Origin of the sequence: Clostridium sp. D53t1_180928_C8 (genome assembly GCF_015667795.1) — a bacterium.
GTDB lineage: Bacteria > Bacillota > Clostridia > Clostridiales > Clostridiaceae > Clostridium.
On the sequence record NZ_JADPEL010000002.1, the window covers coordinates 255562 to 279913 of the forward strand.

Annotated in this window: 21 protein-coding genes; 4 read left to right on the top strand and 17 right to left on the bottom strand. The window is 26.5% G+C overall.

Annotated features, from left to right (window positions below; all coding sequences use genetic code 11):
- Window positions 1-8: 8 nt before the first annotated feature.
- Genes I4V51_RS02545 through I4V51_RS02620 form a run of 16 tightly spaced genes read right to left on the bottom strand, consistent with a single transcriptional unit; the run spans window position 9 to window position 16167 of the window.
- Window positions 9-1202, bottom strand: a complete 1194-nt coding sequence (locus tag I4V51_RS02545; RefSeq protein ID WP_195986769.1) for a glycosyltransferase — start codon at window positions 1200-1202, stop codon at window positions 9-11.
- 11 nt (window positions 1203-1213) lie between these two features.
- Window positions 1214-2374, bottom strand: coding sequence for a polysaccharide pyruvyl transferase family protein (locus tag I4V51_RS02550; RefSeq protein WP_195986770.1), 1161 nt, complete (start codon window positions 2372-2374; stop codon window positions 1214-1216).
- 22 nt (window positions 2375-2396) lie between these two features.
- Window positions 2397-3425, bottom strand: coding sequence for a glycosyltransferase family 2 protein (locus tag I4V51_RS02555; protein ID WP_195986771.1), 1029 nt, complete (start codon window positions 3423-3425; stop codon window positions 2397-2399).
- A 20-nt stretch (window positions 3426-3445) separates the two neighbouring features.
- Window positions 3446-4642 carry a glycosyltransferase gene (locus I4V51_RS02560; protein WP_195986772.1) on the bottom strand — a complete coding sequence of 399 codons (1197 nt, stop codon included), beginning with the start codon at window positions 4640-4642 and terminating at the stop codon, window positions 3446-3448.
- Between the two features lie 14 nt (window positions 4643-4656).
- A complete protein-coding gene (locus I4V51_RS02565; RefSeq protein ID WP_243281360.1) occupies window positions 4657-5262 on the bottom strand; it encodes an acyltransferase in 606 nt (201 codons plus the stop codon).
- A 17-nt stretch (window positions 5263-5279) separates the two neighbouring features.
- A complete protein-coding gene (locus tag I4V51_RS02570) occupies window positions 5280-6017 on the bottom strand; it encodes a glycosyltransferase (protein ID WP_195986773.1) in 738 nt (245 codons plus the stop codon).
- Between the two features lie 39 nt (window positions 6018-6056).
- Entirely contained in the window at window positions 6057-7112 is a 1056-nt protein-coding gene (locus tag I4V51_RS02575; RefSeq protein ID WP_195986774.1) for an EpsG family protein, read from the bottom strand.
- A gap of 15 nt (window positions 7113-7127) precedes the next feature.
- Window positions 7128-8015, bottom strand: coding sequence for a glycosyltransferase family A protein (locus I4V51_RS02580; protein WP_195986775.1), 888 nt, complete (start codon window positions 8013-8015; stop codon window positions 7128-7130).
- 12 nt (window positions 8016-8027) lie between these two features.
- Window positions 8028-9137, bottom strand: a complete 1110-nt coding sequence (locus tag I4V51_RS02585; RefSeq protein WP_195986776.1) for a glycosyltransferase family 4 protein — start codon at window positions 9135-9137, stop codon at window positions 8028-8030.
- 21 nt (window positions 9138-9158) lie between these two features.
- Window positions 9159-10322 carry a glycosyltransferase family 4 protein gene (locus tag I4V51_RS02590; protein ID WP_195986777.1) on the bottom strand — a complete coding sequence of 388 codons (1164 nt, stop codon included), beginning with the start codon at window positions 10320-10322 and terminating at the stop codon, window positions 9159-9161.
- A gap of 1 nt (window position 10323) precedes the next feature.
- A complete protein-coding gene (locus I4V51_RS02595; RefSeq protein ID WP_195986778.1) occupies window positions 10324-10980 on the bottom strand; it encodes an acetyltransferase in 657 nt (218 codons plus the stop codon).
- A gap of 15 nt (window positions 10981-10995) precedes the next feature.
- Complete coding sequence (locus tag I4V51_RS02600) at window positions 10996-11688, bottom strand: CpsD/CapB family tyrosine-protein kinase (protein ID WP_195986779.1); 693 nt, start codon at window positions 11686-11688, stop codon at window positions 10996-10998.
- Entirely contained in the window at window positions 11639-12379 is a 741-nt protein-coding gene (locus I4V51_RS02605; protein ID WP_195986780.1) for a Wzz/FepE/Etk N-terminal domain-containing protein, read from the bottom strand. Before I4V51_RS02605 ends, I4V51_RS02600 begins: the two co-directional genes overlap by 50 nt.
- 58 nt (window positions 12380-12437) lie before the next feature.
- Window positions 12438-13034 carry a sugar transferase gene (locus I4V51_RS02610; RefSeq protein ID WP_195986781.1) on the bottom strand — a complete coding sequence of 199 codons (597 nt, stop codon included), beginning with the start codon at window positions 13032-13034 and terminating at the stop codon, window positions 12438-12440.
- A 59-nt stretch (window positions 13035-13093) separates the two neighbouring features.
- Window positions 13094-14257 carry an aminotransferase class I/II-fold pyridoxal phosphate-dependent enzyme gene (locus I4V51_RS02615; protein WP_195986782.1) on the bottom strand — a complete coding sequence of 388 codons (1164 nt, stop codon included), beginning with the start codon at window positions 14255-14257 and terminating at the stop codon, window positions 13094-13096.
- A complete protein-coding gene (locus I4V51_RS02620; protein ID WP_347708641.1) occupies window positions 14257-16167 on the bottom strand; it encodes a nucleoside-diphosphate sugar epimerase/dehydratase in 1911 nt (636 codons plus the stop codon). Before I4V51_RS02620 ends, I4V51_RS02615 begins: the two co-directional genes overlap by 1 nt.
- Before the next feature lie 627 nt (window positions 16168-16794).
- Here I4V51_RS02620 and I4V51_RS02625 point away from each other — a divergent pair.
- Together I4V51_RS02625 and I4V51_RS02630 are read left to right on the top strand one after the other, a co-directional pair.
- Window positions 16795-17466 carry a response regulator transcription factor gene (locus I4V51_RS02625; protein WP_195986783.1) on the top strand — a complete coding sequence of 224 codons (672 nt, stop codon included), beginning with the start codon at window positions 16795-16797 and terminating at the stop codon, window positions 17464-17466.
- Window positions 17467-18219: 753 nt separating this feature from the next.
- The gene (locus I4V51_RS02630) at window positions 18220-18624 is read left to right on the top strand and encodes a type II secretion system protein (protein ID WP_243281361.1); all 405 of its coding nucleotides are present in this window, start codon (window positions 18220-18222) and stop codon (window positions 18622-18624) included.
- A gap of 147 nt (window positions 18625-18771) precedes the next feature.
- Here I4V51_RS02630 and I4V51_RS02635 read toward each other — a convergent pair whose 3' ends face one another.
- Window positions 18772-20067, bottom strand: a complete 1296-nt coding sequence (locus I4V51_RS02635) for a M18 family aminopeptidase (RefSeq protein ID WP_195986784.1) — start codon at window positions 20065-20067, stop codon at window positions 18772-18774.
- Window positions 20068-20362: 295 nt separating this feature from the next.
- Between I4V51_RS02635 and I4V51_RS02640 the strand changes: the two genes are divergently transcribed.
- A complete protein-coding gene (locus tag I4V51_RS02640) occupies window positions 20363-21538 on the top strand; it encodes a cation diffusion facilitator family transporter (protein WP_195986785.1) in 1176 nt (391 codons plus the stop codon).
- A gap of 125 nt (window positions 21539-21663) precedes the next feature.
- On the top strand, window positions 21664-24216 hold the full coding sequence (locus I4V51_RS02645) for a leucine-rich repeat domain-containing protein (RefSeq protein ID WP_195986786.1): 2553 nt from the start codon (window positions 21664-21666) through the stop codon (window positions 24214-24216).
- Window positions 24217-24352: the final 136 nt, after the last annotated feature.

Genomic DNA, 24352 nt, shown 5'->3' on the forward strand with positions numbered 1-24352 from the left:
TCTCTTACCTATTCTTTTATTAACTCATAAAATTTTAATATTTCATCTTCATTGCCTAAATGTAATAAAGATAAATTTTTTATTAACTCTTTTCTAAGTTTCTCATTATTTATTAAATTTTCTAACCCTAAACTTATGTCCTTAAAATTCATTTCAGTTATTATTCCTGTTTTATAATCTTCTATTTGATCATAAACAGTAGAAAAATTAGTTACTAATATTGGCTTACATAGAATTTTAGCTTCATCTATTGCAACAGATTTACCTTCATATCTTGATGGTTGTGCATAAATGTCACAATTCTTTAAATATTTATAGGGATTATTTCTTAACCCTAAAAGATTAAATACTCCCGTTAAATTATTTTTTTGAATTGCCTCTTCTAATTTATTTTTTTCTATGCCAGCTCCAATTACATTCCAGCATATATCATATCCTTTATTAATTAAATCATTACATGCTTCAATAGCCATATCAAATCCTTTTTGTTCATGTAGCCTACCTATAGAAAGAATATTTATTTTATTATTTGGACTCTTAGAGCTCTCTAAAGCTTCATTTGCTAAATTTTCTATTGATTTTTTAGATACAATATTATAAATTAATTTGACTTTTTCCTCTTGATTAGGAAACTCTTCTCTTAAAACACTTTCGCATTCTTCAGAAACTGTAACTAAATAATTTGCTTTTTTGAAATAGCTTAAATCAAACTCTTTATCCAAATTTAATTTTCTGTAATCATTATGTATCCATAAAATTTTCTTTTTAGCTTGTACACAGTCTACACATATATAATTTGATGTTTTTTCTAAATATCCAATTGCAATATCGTATTCTTTATTTAAATATCCAATAGCATTTCTTAAATATTTCCATGAATACTGCTCTGCTTTTCCAATATTATAATTACCTCTATTTTTTATACAAAACATTAATCTACTATAGGCTAATTTAAATTTCCCCTTTGATAAATATTTAAAAATTGATTTTGTTAAGCCTTCATTAAATATTACTATATCCTTAGGCATAGTAAGAATGTTGACTTCCTTAGGTATAAAATTCATAAATAATCCATCTTGCTTTAGTAAAAATAAATCTACATTATATTTATCAAAATCTATTTGAGATAATAAGTTAATTAAACTCTTTTCTCCACCCCCAGCACCTAAACCTGGTATAATAAACAAAATATCTTTTTTCATAGTGTCTCCTATTAATTAAATAATCCATTTACATATTCAGCACTCTTATATGACATTTTCTTTATTTCTGGAATTTTCTTCTCTAAAGTCATTCTTATTTTATCTTCATCTCTTAAAAGCTCATCAAATCCATTAGTTAGTTTTTCCTTACTTGAAATATCATTAATACCTAAAACAAGTTTTTCTTCTCCAAATAAATCTTTAGCTATTCCCCTTGATTTAATACTATATCCAAGTACCATTGTTGGAACATGATTTGAATAAGCAGCTATAGTAGCATGCGTTCTAGCTCCTATAAAACATCTCATTCTTGCAATATATCCCTTATATTGAATTGCAGTTAAATTATTAGGCAATAAAACTATTCTATTCGTATTTTTAAACTTATCATATAATTTTTTTAGCAATTCTGAATCATCATTTCCTTCGTCTATAACATGTGGTGTTAAAGCAATTACTGATTCTGTTGTGTCTAATATATGCTTAATTAATTCTACTGTAGCTTCCATAGCCTTTGGATTTCTTTCTAATACTAATGGACTGAAATTTAATCCTACTGTATCTCCTTCCTTCCAACCTTTAGGTAATGATAATTCTTCTTTAACCATAGTAAATGCTGGATCTGCCACTAATCTAACATTATTTAGTCCCTTAGACTTTAACATATCATAACTTAAGGATTCTCTAGCTAATATTAAATCAAATGTTTTTAAATCATCTAATTTTTTAGCTGTCATATCTTCTTCTCCAATAGAACATGCCCATAGTACTAACTTCTTACCTTTTTTCTTAACATTTTTATCAATTGTATAAAGCCATTGCTCCTCGCCATAACAATAATTATCTCCTCCAATAGAAAGGCATACATCAACATCATCAATTTTATCAACTGTTGCTTTATGAATTTGAGTTTGTGCATATTCTTCTGATTTATTTAACTTTAACTCTAAAAGCATTCTTACCTTTTCTATAAATGAAGGTTTAATCGCTCTTGGTGATGCATCAATAAAATTATCTACATCTTTTATTATTTTATCTGTTTCTGGCCTCCATGAAGCTAATTCAACATATGAATTTGGAATTATATCCTTTATTATTTTACTGCTTGATCTAACTATTGCTTCACAACCTCTATTTAAACTTCCATTATGTGCAAACATTAATATTTTCATAATTTACTCCCCCCTATTTATGCTATTTATTTTTTAGTCTACTATATAATGTTGAAAGAAAAATTCCTGATGTTATACCTTTTTCAATACACATAAGTACTGTTTTATCATATCTACCTTTTCCTTCATATATATCACTTTTATATACTTTAAAAGCTTCTTCAACTTCTTTTGTTTTAATCATATTTCTTACATATTTATATCTTTTACTTAACTTTAAATCATTACTTGCATTAAAATATAAATAAGTATAACTTAATACACTGTTTATAAATTTTTTAACTCTTAGCTTCTCTATTAACTCTTTATCAATATCCCATTGATTTATCTCTTTAATATTTTCCTTATAAACTTGTAATGTTCTCTTAAAATAATCCTTATTTGAAATATTTCTTGTTACACTTCCCTCAACCTCTCTATATAAATAGCCACAATAATCTATATAGATTGCAGAATTAGAATATGTAAATATAGACATATTAAATCTACCATCTTCCCCTAGCGCAATTCCTACAGGAAATTTTATGTTTTTTTCTTTAATTATTTCATTTCTGAATAGCTTATTGCATACAGAATTAAAAGAATCATTTTGTATAAGAAAAGTATAAATATTATTTTTAATATACTCCTTATTTAGTGGAACATTTAATTTAAAAGGAAAATTTATTATTGCTTCATTGCTCATATCAGTTCTCCAATTTGATATGACTATATCAACATCATTATCTTTTGCAGATTTATATAATACTTCATAATAGTCTCTATCTACCATATCATCTCCATCAATAAATCCAATAAACTCACCTTTAGCAATAGATACTCCAGAATTTCTTGCTACGCTAACACCTTGATTTTTTTGTGATATAACTTTTATCCTATTATCTAATTTTTCGTATTTCTTTATAATATCGTAACTTTTATCACTTGACCCATCATTTACAAATATAAATTCACATTTTTTTAAGCTTTGATTTAAAAGTGATTCGATACATTCTTTTATATACTTTTCACAGTTATATACTGGTATTATTACTGATACTTTTATATCCATTTATAACCTCTTATTAAATATTAATTATTCATTAATTTATATATCTTTTCTAATTCACTACCATTTTCAAAATTGATATTTATACAAGTATTAGAAAAACCTTTTCTAGTATTAGTATTTATATATAACTCTTCTATTCCATCAGCTATACCTCTAGGACCTAATTCACATATATAACCATCAATTCCATTTCTAATTTGACTTTTAGCTGTTGGATAATTAGTTATTAATACAGGTTTACTTAATATTTGCGCCTCAGTAACAGTTACAGCCTTGCCTTCATACCTAGAAGGTTGTACATATAAATCACACTTTTTCATATAGGGATATGGATTTGTTTTTTTTCCTAATAATATAAAACTATCATTAAGATTATTTTCTTTAATTAGCTTTCTTATATTTTCTTCATCTCCACCATATCCAACTACATTCCACTTAATATTTGTTAATCCTCTATCATGGAGTATTTTTAATGCTCTCACAGCATTGTCAATACCTTTAGCTGGCGAAAACCTAGCTACAGATAGTAAGTTAAACTCACCTTCTTTTGTATAAAAATCATTGATTTCCTCTTTAGCCATATTTTTTATAAAATTTACAGCAGTAATATTTTCTAAAACCTTAACTTTATTCTTTAAACTTCCATATTTATTTAAAAATGAATTTTTACACTCCTCTGATACAGCAAAGATACAATCATATTTATCCCATATCTTTAAATCTTCATCTATATATGTATCAAGTTTAGAATAATCTGTATGAATCCATGCTACCTTCTTCTTTGCATTCACCTTTTCTGCCACAAAATAATGAGGCCATAAATAGCTTATAGCTAGGTCATACTCCTTATCTAAGTTAGGTAAAAAGTTAATTGCATACTTCCACATTAATTGCATTTGAACATATGAAGATTCACTTAAATTAAATTTATTAGCAATTTTAGTACAATTATTACGCGCCATTAATCTAGTTAATCCTAATAAAAATTGCTTATCTTTAAAAGTTTGTCCTATAGATTTCCTAAAAGTAGAGTACTTTTTGTTTTCTTCTAATAAATTAACTTTATTAGATATCAAGTTCATAAAATCACCCGTATGACTATATAACATTAAATCAACATTATTGTTATCATAATCAAAACTATCTAACATGCTTAATAAGCTTCTTTCTACACCACCTATTTCCATATCAAAAGATGCAATTAATACGTCCTTCAAACTTTTTACCTCCTTCACTTTTTATATTGAATTAATATTTTTTCTCTTTTATCTACAAAAACTGTATTAGCTGGAACTTCACCTTTAACTACACTTCCTGCTGCAATTACAGCATTATCACCAATTACTGTATTTCTCAAAATAACTGAATTAGCTCCAATCCAAACATTTTTTCCAATTATAACTTCACCTTTTAACATCCTATCTTCTGATTTTCCCCTAAAATTATGATCATTATCATTTATAGAAACATTAGGTCCTATTTTTGTGTATTCATCTATTGTTATTTTATTAATACAATTAATACTACAATTATCATTAATAAAAACTTTATCTCCTATATAAATTTCTCCATTATGATCTATCCTTATGGTTCCATTTCTTCTTATAAAAACAAATGGTTTTATTATTATTTTTGAATTTTTACTAAAAATATCAAACTTTGTTCTAGCTTGCACTGAAAATATTCCACCACTTATATTTTTAAAATAAAATATTTTATATTTTATTCCTCTAAATATTGCTCCTAGATTTGATAAATACATAACAAAAAAATGATAACCCCCTCTTTGTCTGCATTCATTTATTAAAACGTTAATTGCTCTTTTTAACTTTGCCATATAAGTCGCTCCTATGCTTATCTAATTATTAACTTTCTTAGCTTAACTACATTATTGCCACCAATAATTCTAGCAACTGTCTTTTTAATAGTTCCTTTAATTCTTGTTGTTAATGGTAACCAACTTTTATAAAAATGATGTATCGCATAAGTATTTTCACTTTTTTTACTATAGCAATTTATATAATCATATGGTGAAAAATACTCTTGAGGATAAAAAACTGCTAATCCATCTATTCTTTGATAAGTTCCATCTAGCATAACACCTAACTCTTTAATAATATTACTAACTATATAAACATTAGTTGTTGTATCAATATCACCATTTTCCTTTATAAAACTTTTATTTTCATATAAATCTAAAAATCTCTTTATTAATTTATTTCTCTTTTTAGCTCCTATTGTACTAGTTGCTATAAAATTTTTTTCTTCAAACCCCCAAAATGATTCATTATTTAATATTTCTTCACTAAATTCTTTACACACCTCTACATCTGTATCTAAGTAAATTCCACCATAATTATATATAGCATAAACTCTAACATAATCACTTACAAACGCATACTTTCCTTCCTCATATGCTTCCTTTACAAATTTATTTGAATTTATATCAAATATATCCTCATTCCATTCTTTTATCTCATAATCAATTAAAATCTCTTTCCAGCTTTTTATACATTTTTTTATTAAATCTGGTTTTTCCTTTTTTCCAAACCAACAATAATGTATTACTTTAGGTATTCTATCATCTCTCATAGTGGATTCTCACCTTCCTATATCCTATATATTTTTATTCTAATAATATAAAAAACTTCTTAAATTAAAATTAGTTGTATACTTAATATTTAATGCGATCACTTGATCGTAATAGAAAAATAAAAAATAGCAAACTATGAGCCCAAAGTAAAATAAATTTTTTTCTTTACCACAAAAGCAATTTTTTAACAAAAAAGCAAATACTATAAAACTACATGGCTGAAAATATATTGTAAATCTAGCAAATATCCAATTAAATGCAGAAAACAACATAATTATTCCACATATAGTTGTCATATTAACAAATATATCTCCATTCTTATATTTTTCACTTATGATTTTTCGCCTTAAATAAGCTAATACTATTGGAACTAAAAATACCGCAATTCTTATAGGATTTGCTCCCCCTTCATTAAAATCTGAATATGCTCCATATTTACTTCCTTGTAGAATATTCATTAAGGGATCATAAAAAAACAACCCTAATAACATTAAACCATATAAAATATTCGTTCTCTTACTCCATGCCTTTTCTTTAACAATAAAATATACTGGTATCATTACAAAAGCAGAGTTATGAATACTTATCATCAATAAACAAGTTATCAAATACAGTATAAACTTTTTTTTAATAATAAATATAGTTGCTATAAATAATATTGATGCAGCTAAACTTTGCCTTATGCCATTCATAGTTACAGTATAGTATCCAGATGTAATATATAAAAATATTGCTATTTCAAAATAACCATCTTTAGTGAAAGTATACATACTTATAACATTTAATACATTTATAATTATAGATATAACCATTATCATAAATTGTGGGTTATCTGAAATTAATTTTAATATTTGTAAAAAATATATAAACCCTGGCTCATATCCATCTGAATTAAACTCTGGACCTATTAAAGTATATAAATGTTTATACATATATGTATCCCCTATACCACTTCTTAACCCAGATACTAATGTCAGAATTAATATTACTATTATTACAAATATCCATGATATTCTTTTATGTTTAACTCTAATAATTCTTGCTAATAAAGAAAATATATAAACTGATAATAAGGTTAAATAAAAAACCATCATAACTTTACATTCTCCTTATGAAGCCTTTTTTTTAATATAAAAATATAATACTATCCCAAAGGGCATTGCACATAATGTTAACAATTTCAATGGTGTTTCCTTTAAAAATTCCTTATTTTTTAAAATTAAGCTACTTGAAACATAATGAATACACTCTTTAAACTTATATCTTAAATTTCCTTTTGGATTTTTCATATTCTCTATTCTATAAAAAGCAAATCCCCTTGGATTTTTCATATATTGTTTAAACATATTTAATGAAGATCCATCTTCCATATATTCAACAATACATAATACTTCATTCATAAGTGCTAGTTCATATTCTTGATCTAACTTATAGTACTTATATGCAAGTCCAACATACTTCTCACCTCTATATACTGGATATGGATACTTCTTTGTTAATTCGCTTCTATATACAAGCTTTTTATCACCTATAATTCCTTTATTATAGGCCAAATCAAATAATGTATCTGTTTTTATATTTTCTGGTAATCTATCACCTATTACTTTTCCATCTTCATATGCATCAAGTCCTATAATTCCAGATATCTTTTCATTATCTCTAACCTTTTCCCAAGCTTCTTTTATTTTTTCTACTGCATTATCTGGCATATAATCATCTGAATCTATACATACATTTAATTCTGTAGTTATATTTTCATATGCAGTATTGTGTGCCCCATGCATTCCTTGGTTTTCTTGATATATATATCTTATTTTGAAATCTGCAGTTTCTTTTATCCACTTTTCGATTAGTTCTCTTGTATTATCACTAGAGCCATCATCTATAACTAACCATTCAAACTCTTTACAACTTTGTCTTTTTAAACTTTCATAACATTTATGTATTGTATATGCTCTGTTATATGATGGAGTAAATATAGTTAATAATTTTTTCATTGTATTCCTCCCCTATCTCATTTGCTTATCATACATTTTTTCTATATATTCTATATAATTTTTAATATCATAATTTTTACTTATATATTTAAAGGCATTTTTGCCTAGTTTTTCTCTAATTAATTTTTCTTCTTTAACTTCCTTTAATCTAAGAATAAATTCCTTGTAGTTTCCTTCTTCTATTAAAACTCCAGTTTCTTTATCTTTAATAATTTCATTAATACTCCCAACATTCATTGAAACTACTGGCTTTTTAAATGACATTGCTTCTAATAAAACCATTGGAAGTCCTTCATAATTAGATGGTAAGAAAAATACATCTATTATAGGATAGAATTTATAAACATTATCTTGAAATCCTGTTATTATAAATAACTCTTCCAAATTAAGCTCTTTTATAAGGAATCTAACTTCTTCTTCTTGCCCTCCACTCCCTACTAAAATCACCTTACAATCATTAAAATTATCTTTATATTTAGCTATTTCTTTTATAAATGGCACTATACCCTTTATTTCGCATATCCTACCAACAAAACCTAATATAGTTTTATCTTTTGGAATATTAAATTCTTCTAATAATTTATAGCTTTCATTGTTATTAATCTTATTTATTTCATCTATATCAATAGCATTTGAAAGTATCGAAGCCTTCTCTTCCTTAAAGTACGTTGTGTTTTCCTTATAAAAGTCATATACCAACTTTCCACAAGCTATATTATGGTCATATCTTGGTCTTAAAATTTTATCTATCTTTTTATTAAATCCATTTACTTTTAAGAAAGGATAACAGCTATGAATATGAGATATTACCTTAACATCTAATCTATATAACTTTTTTACTAAATAGGCATTTAGTGAAGCATTATTATCATGAGCATGAATTATTTTTATATTATTCTCTTTAATTATTTTCTTTAAATCACTTAAGTTATTAAGTATCCTTTTATTAAAAAATCTTATATTGTAACTTTCTATTCCATTATCTTTAAATACATCTGAAAGCTCTTTTCCACCACAAACAACTATAGGTTCGTAATTCTTAAGATTTTTGCATAATAATAATGCCATTCTTTCTGCACCACTCATTTTATTCATTGGTAATACATGTAATACCTTATTCATAATAGTTTTTCGCACTCCTTATCAATTAACCCTATTACTAACATAAGAAGACATCCCCTTCTCATAATTAATTTCAAGTTCAATACTTTCATAAATCTTAAGCAATTCCCTATTTACACTTTCAACATCATATTTTTCAATTTCATCAGATATATTGAATCTTCTATCTCTTGAAAGGTAATACTTTTCTATAACTTTGGCTGTTTCTTCATAATCACCAACGTTAACTAAAGTTCCTACAGTGTCATTACAAATAAGATCTCTACAACCTCTAATATTTGTTGCAATTACCTTTCTACCAGAAGCCATAAACTCCATAATATTTCGCGGTAATCCTTCTCTATAAGACACCAATATTCCAATGTCTGATATATTTATTAATTTATTTACATCTTTTCTATATCCTAACATAATTATATTGTTTTGTAAATTTTTTGAAATTATCTGTTGCTCTAAGTTTTCTCTCATATTTCCATCACCAATACAAAGAGCTTTTATATTAGGATATTGCGTTCTCAATATCTCAATGGAGTTAATTAACTGTATATGATTTTTATTTTTGTTAAGCTCTGCAATCATTAAAACTACAAAATCATTATCATTTATTCCAAGCTCTTTCTTTTTCTCTAAAATTTCATCATTACTTAGCTTCTTATATTTACTTAAATCAAGTCCAACTCCATTAAGCAAATAACAACTTCTAGGTTTTAGCTTTTCCTTAGTTATTTCATAATCTTCTTTATTTATATTAATAATTAAATCAGTAAACTTTGCCATAATTTTTTCTATTGGATAATATACTAACCAGCCTAACTTAGAACCGCCTTTTAAGAAATGATATCCATGAGCAGTATATATTGTTTTTAAATTAGGATAACCTAGTTTTAACAGCCTTCCATAAATAGCTGCTATTGGAGTATGGACATGAACAATATCATAATTATTTATTCTTTGAAGCTCCATTAGTCTCATAAAAGCTTTTATATTTCCTATACCTAATGGATTTCTTGAAAAGGGAACTTCAAATATCCTAACACCTTTACTTTGTAATTCTTTATTTATAGGTTTGTCTATTGAACAAACACAATCTACTTCATATCCATTATCTAAAAGCATCTCAATATGCGGTATTAAAAATGAATTTATAGTTCTGCTAACAGTTGTCACATATAAGACCTTTTTCATATTATTTTCCCCTTTTTTCGTAGTCAATCTTTATAACCTTTGCTGGAACCCCAATTGCTGTACTAAAAGATTCAATATCTTCTATTACTACAGCTCCGGCTCCTATATTTGACCCTTTACCTATCTTATTTCCTTGTATTACTGTTGAAGCTGATCCCATCATTACTCCCTCATCAATAATGTCGTTACCAGAAACATTAACATTCCAAAGTAAAGAAACATAATCCTTTATAATTGAGTCATGTCCAACACCACACTTAGGACTTATAATAACGTGATTTCCTATTTCTATATTTGCTGTAAGAATTGCTCCCTCATAAATAATAGTTCCTTGACCTATTGTCATATAATCATGAACCCAAACCTTTGGATGAATTATAGTTGCAAACTTTAATTTATTATTTATTTTATTTACTATGTTCTTTTTAACTTCATAATTTGCTATTGCTATAACTACATAAGTATCCGGCGTTAAAAATTCTAAAGAATCTATTCCTCCAATAACAGAGTAACCATTAATTACTTTTCCCCATTTTTCTTGATTATCATCAATAAATCCAATTAAATTCCAAGTTGGCTCTAACTCATTTATCTGTTGAATTATTAATGATGTTTCTCTTCCTACTCCACCTGCACCTATGATGACTATATTTTTCATGATTATTACCCTTCTTTATTTTCTCTTAAATCTCTTACCCTTTTTACTACTTTTACCCTCATCATAATATCCATAATACTTATTATCTAAAGACTTATCACACGCATTTAAAACTGTACCTATAATGTTAGCTCTAACCTCTATAAGCTGAGCATAAGTTTGCTTAATCATATTTTCTTTAGTTTTTCTAGCCTTAACAACAATTAAGGTTGCATCTGCCTTTGATGCTAAAAGTAAAGCATCACTTACTGGAAGTATAGGTGGCGTGTCAAGAATTATATAATCAAAGTTAATAGATAACTCATTTATTAAATCTTGCATTGATTTTGATCCTAATATTTCTGATGGATTAGGAGGAATTGTCCCTGCAGTTATTAAAAACAATGAATTATCAATCTTCTTAATAACACTTTTCAAATCTGTATTCCCAACTAATACATCTGTTAATCCCTCTCTATTTGTTATAAAAAAGTTGTAATGCATAGAAGGCTTCCTAAGATCACAATCAATTACTAAAACTCTTGCTCCATCTTGATTTAAAACATGTGCTAAGTTTCCTACAACAGTTGATTTTCCTTCACCCATTATAGAGCTTGTTACTACTATTGTCTTTATTGGTTTATCTATAGAAGAAAACTTAATACTAGTTCTTAAGCTTCTATAAGCTTCCGCTGACAGTGACCTCGGCATCTCCTTTGCTACAAACATTTTTACACTCCTTTCTAAACTCTTTTTCTACTACTGGTATACTTCCTAGTACAGGCACTGGTATTATTTTTTCTAACTGTTTCTTAGAGACTATTCTATTATCTAAATAATCTAAAACTAAAATTAATCCAATTGATAAAATTATTCCTGCTGCAAATGCTATAATAGGAAGCTTCTTTTTATTTGGATATATAGTAGTTACTCTAGCTTCACTTAATATATTAGGATTTGTTCCTGGCATTATTTCCTTAACCTTATCTAATAACTCATCGCATACTGCATCTAAGGTTTCTGCCATTTGCTTATCTGTATAACTTGAATAAGTTATATTAACTATTGGAGTATTTTCTGAAGATGAAAAACTTAATGCTGACGCAACTTCAAGAGATGTTTTATCAATTTTATGTTTCTTTAAGGCATCATCTAAAAAACCATCTATTTTAGATATTTCACTAAATATAGTTATGAATTGTGAATAATAACTTAATTCTTCTTGTGAGTAAATATCAAGCATATCATTACTATTTCCCATGAACACCTTAGCATTTGCACTATAGGTTGGCTGTAAATTTGCTACCTTTAATACTGCTAAAGTCGTTGTAATTGCTGTAATAACAATAATTATCCAAAATCTTTTTTTAAACAAATACCACACTTCTTCAAACTCAAAATTAATCAATTTTTCTTCCATCTTCATCCTCCTGTCAGCTGTTCATAATTTAGTAAAGTAATCATTCATATTCTATTGTCTAGTTACTTCCATTAAAATATTCCATAGTAACAGTCTCACTTTGATTAATACCTTCTCTTTTAACTACCTTCCAAAAAGTTAAAAAGAAAATCTTAATATCAAGCCAAAGTGACCAATTATCTACATACCAAACATCAAGCTTAAACTTTTCACTCCAAGTAATTGAGTTTCTTCCATTTATTTGTGCCCATCCAGTAAGACCTGGAAGAACATCATGTCTTCTAATTTGTTCATCATTGTAACATTCAAGATACTGAACTAATAAAGCTCTTGGTCCTACTAAACTCATATCACCCTTTATAATATTTATAAGTTCTGGTAATTCATCTAGACTAAAACTCCTTAAAAAACTCCCAAACTTAGTTACTCTTTCATTATCACTAAGTAGGTTCCCATCTTTATCTCTTGAGTCCTTCATTGTTCTAAACTTAATCATTTTAAATACTTTATTATCTTTACCAACTCTTTCTTGTACAAAGAAAGCTGGACCACCAAGATTTATTAATATTAATACATAAATAATTAGCATTAGTGGAGATAAAATAATTAATACCACCGATGATATAATAAGATCTAATAATCTTTTAACAAGCATTTATACTTCCCCATTCCCTTATAACTTATAGTCCTTACCCCCATAACTAAAAACTATATCTATTTAAAAATCCCCCTAATAATTCTAATAACTCTTTCTATCTCTTCATCAGTCATCTTAGTATCAGAAGGTAAACAAATTCCTCTTTCAAAAATATCTTCTGAAATACTTCCTTTTTCACTATTGTCGTCCTTAAAGAAATTATATTTCTCATAGAAAGGTTGTATATGCATCGGCTTCCATATATGTCTTGACTCAATATTTTCTTCTTCTAAAGCTAAAATAATATCAAGTGGTTTCACTTTTACTTCATTATTTAATATTCCAACACTTAACCAATAATTTGGTTTACCATATTCACATATATTGGCCATTTCTATATCAGAAATATCACTAAAGGCTTCCTTATATTTTTCATATATATATTTCTTTTTTTCTATTCTTTCACCTAGTACTCTTATTTGACCTCTTCCTATTCCTGCAACTATGTTACTCATTCTATAGTTATATCCAAGCTCTGTATGTTGATAATATCTTGCATTATCCCTAGATTGAGTTGCCCAGAATCTTGATTTTTTTATTCCTTCTTCATCATCTGAAATAAGCATTCCTCCACCCGATGTAGTTATTATCTTATTTCCGTTAAATGAATATATTCCATACTTTCCTATTGTCCCAGTTTGTTTCCCTTTATAAGTTGCACCAAGAGATTCTGCTGCATCCTCTATTACTGGTACATTGTATTCATTACATATAGCCATTATTTTATCCATATCAGCTGATTGTCCATAAAGATGAACTACTATTACTGCTTTTGGTAATTTTCCTTTTTTTGAATAATATTCGAATGCTTTTCTTAAAGCTGTCGGAGACATATTTAAGCTTTTATATTCTGAATCTATAAATACTGGCTCTGCCCCCTCATAAATAATTGGATTACAACTTGCTGCAAAAGTTAATGATGAACAAAAAACTATATCTCCAGCTTTTACTCCTAATAGCTTAATTGCTAAATGTATTGCAGAAGTCCCTGAAATCAATGCTGATGCATGCTTTGCTCCTACATATTCAGCTATTTCCTTTTCAAAGTTATTTACATTAGGTCCAAGTGGTGCTACCCAATTTGTGTCAAAAGCTTCATTTACAAATATTTTTTCTAAACATCCCATATGTGGTGATGCTAAGTATATTTTTTTATTTACCTTAGTCTTTAATCCTTCCATTACTCTATACCCCCTGCAGTAATCGCTGCTTTTTCTAATATCCTTTTATTGTTATATACATCTGGTGAATTATATGTTGGAACTAGTTCTTTTAACTTATCTTTTAACATATTTTTATTGCCTAGCTTTGCAACAAATACTAAATCATCTATTTGTCTTATTATTTTGTTTAGTGATATAGTTTCTGGCTTGTCTATGAATATTTTATTATGTGCTGTTTTGCTTAAGTTATTATTATTCATTAATAGCTCTTCATATAGTTTTTCCCCAGGTCTAAGTCCTGTTATTTTTATTTTTATATCTTTATTTGGGGTATATCCTGAAAGTCTAATTAAATTTTCTGCTAAATCATAAATTTTAACTGGTTTTCCCATATCTAATACAAATATTTCTCCACCATTTGCATATGCACCAGCTTGAAGTACAAGTTGTGCTGCCTCTGGAATTAGCATGAAATATCTAGTTATATCTTTATGCGTTAAAGTTACAGGTCCCCCATTTTTAATTTGCTTCTTAAATAATGGAATTACTGACCCATTACTTCCTAATACGTTACCAAACCTAACTGCAACAAAATCTGTTTTATTTCCTCTTTCATTATTAACAGCTTGCACTATCATTTCACAAAGCCTCTTAGTTGCCCCCATTACATTAGTAGGATTTACTGCCTTATCTGTTGAAATTAAAACAAATTTTTCTACCTTATATTGACTAGCAAGCTGAGCCATATTTAATGTTCCTATTACATTATTCTTTATTGCTTCTGATGGATTATCTTCCATTAAAGGTACATGCTTATGTGCTGCAGCATGGAATATTATATTTGGTTTATATGCACTTATTATTTGACTTATTCGTGATTTATCTCTTACTGATGCTATTATTACTTTTTTATTTAATTCTGGCATCTTATAATTTAATTCATTTTGAAGATCATATGCATTATTTTCATATATATCTAGTATTAAAAGTAACTTTGGATTAAATTTGGCTATTTGTCTGCATAGCTCTGATCCTATTGAACCACCGCCTCCAGTTACTAAAACAACCTTATCATTTATATATTCTTCTATTCCTGATTTATCTAACTTAACTTCTTCTCTACCAATTAAATCTCTTAAATCTACATCTCTCATTTTATTAATTGATATACCTTCTTCTAAAAGCTGATAATAACCTGGAATAACCATAACCTTCGCTTTTGTGCTATTACATATATCTAATATATTTGTTTTTTCTTCACCATTTATCTTTGCAATTGCAAATAATATTTGATCTATATTTTCTTTTTCAACTATTTCTTCTATGTTTTCTCTACTTCCTAATACTTTTACTCCATTTAGAAAGCTATTTAATTTTGATTTATTATCATCTATAATTCCTATAATATTGTATTGTTCACTTTTTTCTTTTCTTATTTCACTTATAATTGATGATGCACAATCACCAGCTCCTATAATTAAAACATTGTATTTTCCATCAGTTCTATCTGCCACAGAATATGTTATAAACCTAGTGATTATTCTTAATGATAGCCTTACCCCTGTAATGGAAACCATTATTAATATTCCTGCCGTAACATTAGTTATTGATAAAACTGTATTTGGTATAATTGACATTAATATTGTACTTACTATACAACCTGAGCCTGCTGCAACTATTGATTGCATAAACTCATATGAACCTGCGTTAACCCAAATACAACTATACATTCTACATATTTTTAAAAATAATATATAAGTAACTATTGCAATAGGTAATGTTATGCTTAAATTTAAAACTATATTATCCATATTGTTGCTTAATATAATTGCTATAAAATATGATAATATTATTATTGATACGTCAATTAGTAGTAATATTATATTTTTATTTCTTCTGCTTAGATTCATTATTGATAAATCTTGCACTATTAGTCCCCCCCTAATAATTATTACTAAATATGTATACTACTTATTACTACTTAGATTACTCCCCTACTACATATTTACCATTTATTCTCAATACAAATTATATATTGACATCATTTGGCAGTAAATAATCTATTGGTTCTATGCTAATCCTCATAAAAATCAGTAACACTTTAATTAATACCTTGTATAATGCTCTATTTATACTTTAGTTCTATTATTTACTAATACTTAAGTATTAATTTTCACCTTTTGTAAACATTTTCTACAATCTTTTATGTACGTTACATATTATTATTATTGAATACCAAAATATACTTTTGCTGTTTTTTGTAGTTTTTTAGTACTTTTAGTCGTAAACTTTTTCAGCTATTATTTTTAAAATTATTTAGAGTTACTATTCTTTATTATTCTATTTTTTAATTTTTACATTTTTTTTAAATTCCTATTCTTAAGTATTACTACTTTATAATTACTCTTTATAATTACTACTTATACCATTGATTAATACTTCCGTAGAATAAACTTTGGTATTTAATGTAATTAAACATAGACTTTTACATTTTTTAATTGTATAATTTTAATAGAAATTATATGAAGTTTGAAAATGGTGAAAAGGGTGATTAAATGAAGGTTTCTATACTATGTAAATATCAAGTTATTCATGAGGGAATTAAATCAATATTAAGAGAGAAGTATCCAAGCATCACCTCTTTTACTTCTATTGATGATTGTTTTAAAACATTAGACAATCCTGATAATAATTTAATAAATGATTCAGAAGATACTATTCTAATCATTACTTTATTTAAAGAAGACTTAAGAATAATAGACAATATTTTATCTATTAAGGATAACTATTCTAAGCTTAAATTATTAATCGTTGATTTTAATGAAAGTAAGGACATGTTCTTTAAAGTATCTAAATTAAATATAGATGGCTATATGTTAGGAACATTTGCTCAAGAAGATATAAATTATGCTCTTCATAAGATATCTACTGGAACTAAATTCTACGACAGGGAATTATTATATAGACTAGTAGAAGATGAGCCTGCTGCGACTATTACGGGTAAAAATAGTTTAGGAAGTCCCCTAACTAGAAGAGAATTAGAGATTTTATCTCAATTATCTAACGGTTTAAGTAATTTTGAGATTTCTAAAAATCTTAATATAAGTGAAAATACTGTTAAGAAACATATCAGTAATATATTTATAAAAATAAATGTTAAGGATAGAACACAAGCTATAATCTATGCTTATGAATCAGGTTTAATAGCTAAACCTTTATTCTTATAAATTTGAGTTTGCATACATTTAAAATAAATAAGTAGTGAAAAGCTATATATTAATAGCCTTTCACTACTTATTTTTATTTTCAAAAAAATTAAAGGATTTTGAATCTATTTTCTTTAAGCTTTATTTTTCAATAATATACATATCATTAAAACTATAAGCTTGAATTACTATATTTATATTAAAGATAGTCCTTTATCCTCTATGACTTGTTGACAAGCGTATTGCACATAACTTTAGTCATCTCCTGATAAATTTCTTTATCATTCTTATTGCAGTATGTCTAAATAGAAATATCCGAAGTTATGCTTAATATTAATCACAGTTAATATTAAAATACTATCTCGAACCATCATGTGTCCTTATAAAGCTTTTCTTAAATATAAATAAGCACCTTTCAAAAATTAATATCGCTGTTATTTTATAAAAATAACTCTGTATACTATGTATTTTGAAAGAAATAGATCAAAATCCTAAAAGAGATAACGTATAAACTTTAAAATTAACATTGAATACAACAAACATATCATATTCACTTAAGCTTAAAATTTATAAACAATATTTTTTATCATTTGTTATCTCTATTATTGTTTTATCCTTTTTTATATTAATTTATTCATATTTTTTTATAACTTTTTACAAAAATATGAGTTTTATAATTTTTTTCATCTTTTTTTGAATATATGATTTATTTATCGGTGATACTCCTAAAGAATTATTTCATGAAATAAAAAAATTTTAATAAGGAGTTGACCAATGAAACATTTGATCAATATGAAATTTAATAAGATATTTTTTAAATCAAAAAAGAAAAAGAAAAAAGGATTTACTTTAATTGAACTTGTTGCTGTTTTAGCTATTATTGCTATTTTATCTGCTGCTTTTGTTCCAAAGTTTTCAAATTATATCACAGAAGCTAAAAAGGTTACTGTTTTAAATCAAGCTAAAAATGCTGTTACTGCTTATGAAGCTGTAAGCCATAAAATTAATACTGATGAAAATAATACCGATATTGAATTTTTAATAAATAGTAATTATATAGATGCAGATTCTATAAATAAAATTTCTTCTAGTTTCTCTATCGCTGATTGCAAAAAACTAATGGATACCGAAAATAACACTTTCGATTTTGATGAAGATGGTAAAGCAACCTTTCGTTAATAAAATAATTACAACTAGCAAAAGCTTATTTTAAAACTTAAAATTTATCTTATCAAAAAAATGATGATATATTTAATTATAGTTTTAACTAAATATATCATCATTATCTAAAATTCAAATTTTTATATTAATATATAAAAGTACTAATTAAAGGCTAAAGAATTCAGTAAATGCTTTAACAGTATAATAATTATCCTTAACACTTGCTAACTCCCTGATAGAGTGCATTCCAAGTACTGGAGCTCCCATATCAATAACAGGAATAGTTAAGTTTGCAGCTGTTACAGGGCCTATTGTAGTTCCACCTCTAACATCTGATCTGTTAACAAACTTTTGGAATGGTACTCCTGCAGCTTCACATACACCTGCAAATACAGCACCATTAAAGCTATCAGTACTATAGCTTCCTGAAGCAGCTATCTTTAATACTGGACCACCTTCAAGTACAGGTCTATTAGTTGGATCATGCTTATCACCTAAGTTAGGATGAACAGCATGAGCTAAATCAGCAGAAATCATTATAGAATTAGCTAATGCTCTATAATATCCTTCTCTATCCTTACCTAAGCCTAAAGCAATTCTTTCTAATATGTTGTTTAATAATGTTGAATTAGCACCTTCTGCTGTTAAGCTTCCTATTTCTTCATTATCTATACAAATCATAACCTTTGTTGCTACGTTTTCTCTACTATTAACTAAAGCCTTGATTCCAGAGAAAACCATCCATAAATCATCAAATCTTCCTGAAGAAATAAGTTCTTCATTCATACCAATTAATGATCCTCTTTCATATTCGTATAAACCTAACTCGAAGTTTAATATATCTTCTTTATTAACTTGAAGTTCTTCTGCAATTATATTCATTAAGTAATCTTCTTTTTCTAACTTATCATTAATAAGTCCTAATAAAGGAAGTGTATCTACTTGTCTGTTTATTTTATATCCATCATTAACTTCTCTATTCATATGAATTGCTAAGCTTGGAATTATTAATAATGGTTTATTTATATTAACTAATCTTGTTTCAGGCTTTAATGGTGATGAACCTCTTAATGATACTTTACCTGCTATTGATAGTGGTCTATCATACCATGTATGAAGTATTGGTCCACCATAAACTTCAGTGTTTAACTTAACATATTTTCCTTCTGAAATCATTTGTGGATTTGGTTTTATTCTAAAACCTGGAACATCAGTATGAGCTCCTATAAGTCTAAGTCCTGTTTCTTCTATATCTCCAGTACCAACTTCAAAAGCAATTAATGCTGAATCATTTTTTATAACATAATATTTACCCTTAGATTTTAAATCCCATTTATCAGTTTCTTTTATTTCAACGAATCCATTTTCATCTAATATTTTTTGTGTTGCTTTTACCCCATGACAAGCACTTGGGCTATCATATAAAAAGTCTACTAATTCTAATGCTAACTTTTTTTCCATAGTCTTTTACTCCTTTACTATATATATACATCTAATATACTTCATTTGCTATTTTTTCACAACTCATTTACTTAATAGCTTTATACATACTATTATTCCTATTTATGCTTCTGTTATATTAAAACGTTGGTATTTTTATAATAACAACATTTTAATATAAGAGAATATCTATATATTAATTTGACTTTTATCCTGGATTAAATTAGCATATTGTAATAAGCGTAATTGCTAAAAAAAATAACATACTATTAATATAGATAATTATATTAATTAAAATAAAAATGGGAGGATATTTATGTTTTCAAACTTTTTAGTTAAAAGATTTGTTAAAGACTCAGAAAATGTTTCAGACATAAAGGTAAGAGGTGCATATGCTAATCTTGCCGGAGTAGTTGGAATAATTACTAACTTAATGCTATTTATAATAAAACTAGCTGTTGGTTTATTTTCTAATTCTGTTTCAATATTAGCAGATGCATTTAATAATTTATCTGATGCTGCATCTTCAATTATAACTATTGTTGGCTTTAAAATGGCAAATAAGCCTGCTGATGCTGAGCATCCTTTTGGACATGGACGTATTGAATATATAACTGCAATGATAGTATCTTTCATGGTTATGCTTGTTGGATTACAATTTGTTAAAACTTCATTTCAAAAGATTATTAACCCTACGCCAGTAACTTTTGAATTATTGCCATTTATATTATTACTTATTTCTATAGGTTTTAAGTTTTGGCTATCTAAATTTAATAAATCCATAGGTAATAAAATTAATTCTTCTACTTTAAAAGCTACTGCAACTGATGCTATGGGAGATGTTTTTACTTCTACTACAGTTGTAATTTCATTTTTAATATCTAAGTTTACTACTTTACCTATAGATGGTTATATTGGTATTATTGTAGCTTTAGCTATTGTTTATTCTGGTTTCTCACTTATCAAGGAAACCTTAAGTCCGTTACTTGGAGAACCACCTGATCCAATTTTAGTTAGTAATATTACAGATATGGTTATGTCTTATGAAAATATAACTGGAATTCATGATTTAATTGTTCATAATTATGGTCCTGGTAGAATTATGGCTTCCATCCATGCTGAAATTCCTAGCAACATTGATATTATGGAAATTCACCATATTATTGATACTGCTGAAAGGGAAATTTCTAAAAAGCTAAACATATATTTAGTTATTCATATGGATCCTATTTGTGTTGATACTGATGAAATAATTGAGGCTAGAAACATGGTACAAGATGTGCTTAGCAAATACAAAGAAATTAAATCTTTCCATGATTTTAGAGTTGTTGGAGACCATGATAAGAAAAATCTTATTTTTGATATTGAAGTTTCTCCTACTTGTTTAGCTAATGAGGATAGTTCTGCTAAGTTATTATCTAATATTAAAAATGATATAAAAGAAAAATCACCTGAATACAAATGTGTTATTACTGTTGATTTAGCTTTATAAAAAAAAGATATATGATTATTTTTAATCATATATCTTTTTTGTTGTATTTTTTACAGTTTTACATTTAATATACACATGTTATAATAATTATTGTATATTTTTTACAATTAAAAAGGGGGATAAATATGAATAAGCAAAAAATTATGGCTTTACTATTAACTAGCGTAATAATTAGTAATCAAACTCCACCGTTAGTTAATGCTACAACATTGGAGGGTAATAAAAATACTATATTTGAAGAAAATGAAAACATAATAATTAATAATGAAACAAATGATATATTAGATAATGAAAATACTAACGACCCTGAAAACGATAAAATTAATGAATCCATAAATTCCAATAAAACTAATCCTAATGAAGAAATAACAGGAATCCCTGTTGAAACTCCAGTAGAAGAACCTAGTAAGCCATCACTTGAAATTCCAATAGAAACACCAGACGAAAGTATTGATGAAAATACGGATGTTAACGATAGTGACTTAGTTCCTTATGCCGCTTGGGAATATAATTCTTATTTGATTGATGAAGTTACTTCTAAAACTGGAGTTTCTGATATAAACAAAATTACTTATGGTGACTTAAAAAAAATTAAGATGCTTGATTTATCGTATAGTATTTCAGGTCTACCTAAAATAATTTCAAAATTCACTTCTCTAGTTTCACTAAATGCTCCTCTTTGTATTTCAGGGTCAGATTATGATAATTTTTTTGATGTTTTATCACAATTAACTTCTCTTGAGGAGTTAGATATATCTAATAATAATTTATCTACTATTCCAGAGAGTATTGCTAATTTAGTTAATTTAAAAGCCCTATATCTAAATGGAAATAACTTTTATTCCATTCCAAATTCTATTTTAAAACTATCTAATCTAAAGTATTTAGAATTATCTCAATGTGAATTAAATGAATTACCTAAAGATATAAATAATCTATCTAATTTAATTTCCTTAGAACTATCTGAAAATTATTTATCTAGCTTACCAACTAGTATTAGTAATATGACTTCTTTAAGATATTTAGGATTCGATAAAAATAACTTTTCTGAATTCCCTACTGAAGTTTTAAAGCTAGAAAGTTTAGAGGATTTAGTATTAAGTAATAATAATTTAGTTACACTTCCTGATAGTATTTCAAATATGGATGGAGATAAAATACCATTTACGCTTAATATAACTAATAATCAAGTTTATTCCAGTCCAGAAATAACAAATCAAAATTTAATTTGTTATAACAACTTTTTAGATCAGTCTTATTATGGCTTCCCTTATAATGCCCAATTAAGATTAGAAGAAAATCCTTTAAGATTAGATGTTAATGAAGTAATTTCAACCGAAAGATATAGAGAGTTTGTTTATGTTTATAAACTTTTATCACCATTTTACGGAACAACACAACCTTTAGATGAAAGAATTAAACTTGATTTAATGATTGATGATAAGGTTGTAACTCCAGAAGACCTATCTAAGCTTGATGAAGGTGTTTATACTGGTAAATTTAAAATACAAGGAAGCGATATAAATAATAAGGCTTCTGAAACAAGTGAAACTTTTAAAATATTAGTTGGTAATGTAGATCTTGAAGAAGATGAAAATAAACCTGATATTAATATACCCGAAAATGCAACTGGAATAGTTCCAATTGAATATTGGGAAGAATGTACCCCTTTAATGGCAGCTACTTTTAATGCTTTAGGTGGTAAAGATATATCAGAAATAACTTTTGAGGATTTAGCTACAGTAGAAACATTAATTTTAACAAATCAAGATTTAAATGATTTACCTCAATTATTAACTAAATATACTAATTTAAAATCTCTAAATATTAATGACAATAAATTTAGAACAATTCCTAAAGAGATATTTGAACTAAAGAGTTTAGAGGAGCTTTCTTTAGCCAATAATGGACTTACTTATATTTCTGATAAATTAAACACTCTTTCAAATTTATCTTATTTAGATTTATCATATAATGTTAATATCCAAGAATCTTTAGATAATGTGTTTAATATTACTTCTTTAACTAACCTTTATTTATTTGGATGCAATTTATATTATATAAGTGATAAAATAAACAATTTAACAAATTTATCTAATTTAGTTTTATCTTTTAATCAACTAACCTCTATTAAAGGTTCTGCAGATTCAATAGTTAAAATAGGTAATATATTTTTTGTAGAAGATAATTTTTACAAACAACTAATTTTAAAGAATAATGATATTACTTTATCTAAAGAGAATTTAACCGACAAAGAATACTTAAATAGCCTTGTAGAAATTAAAACTATAGATACTTATAACTCTACGGATTTACGCGATGAATTAAATCCTGGACATACTTTAGAGTTCATAGTAAACGGAAATGTTGTTTCTGGTGAAGAACTTAGTAAATATCCTAATGGAACCTATGAAGCTACTTTAAAACTACAAAATGCAGATATAAGTAACACTTGTGCAATTACTACCGATACTGTAAAAATTAAAATTGAGAATAATAACACAACGTTAAATCCAAATACACCTAATAAGCCTTCAACTGATAACTCTAATGGATCTAAACCTAATAAATTACCTCAAACAGGTGATATGGGTAGTTTAGGATTTTTATTCACTGGATTATTATCTTTAGCTGGTGGTTCTAGTATTATAAATAAAAAGAAATTAATAAAAAAATAACGCTTCATTAATTATATTATTTTTGTAAATTCCTCCAATGGAATATTGGAGGAATTTACTTTATAATTATTTACATAACTTCCACAAACTATAAATAAAATATTTTATACCAAACAATTTAATCAAAAAAATTTCA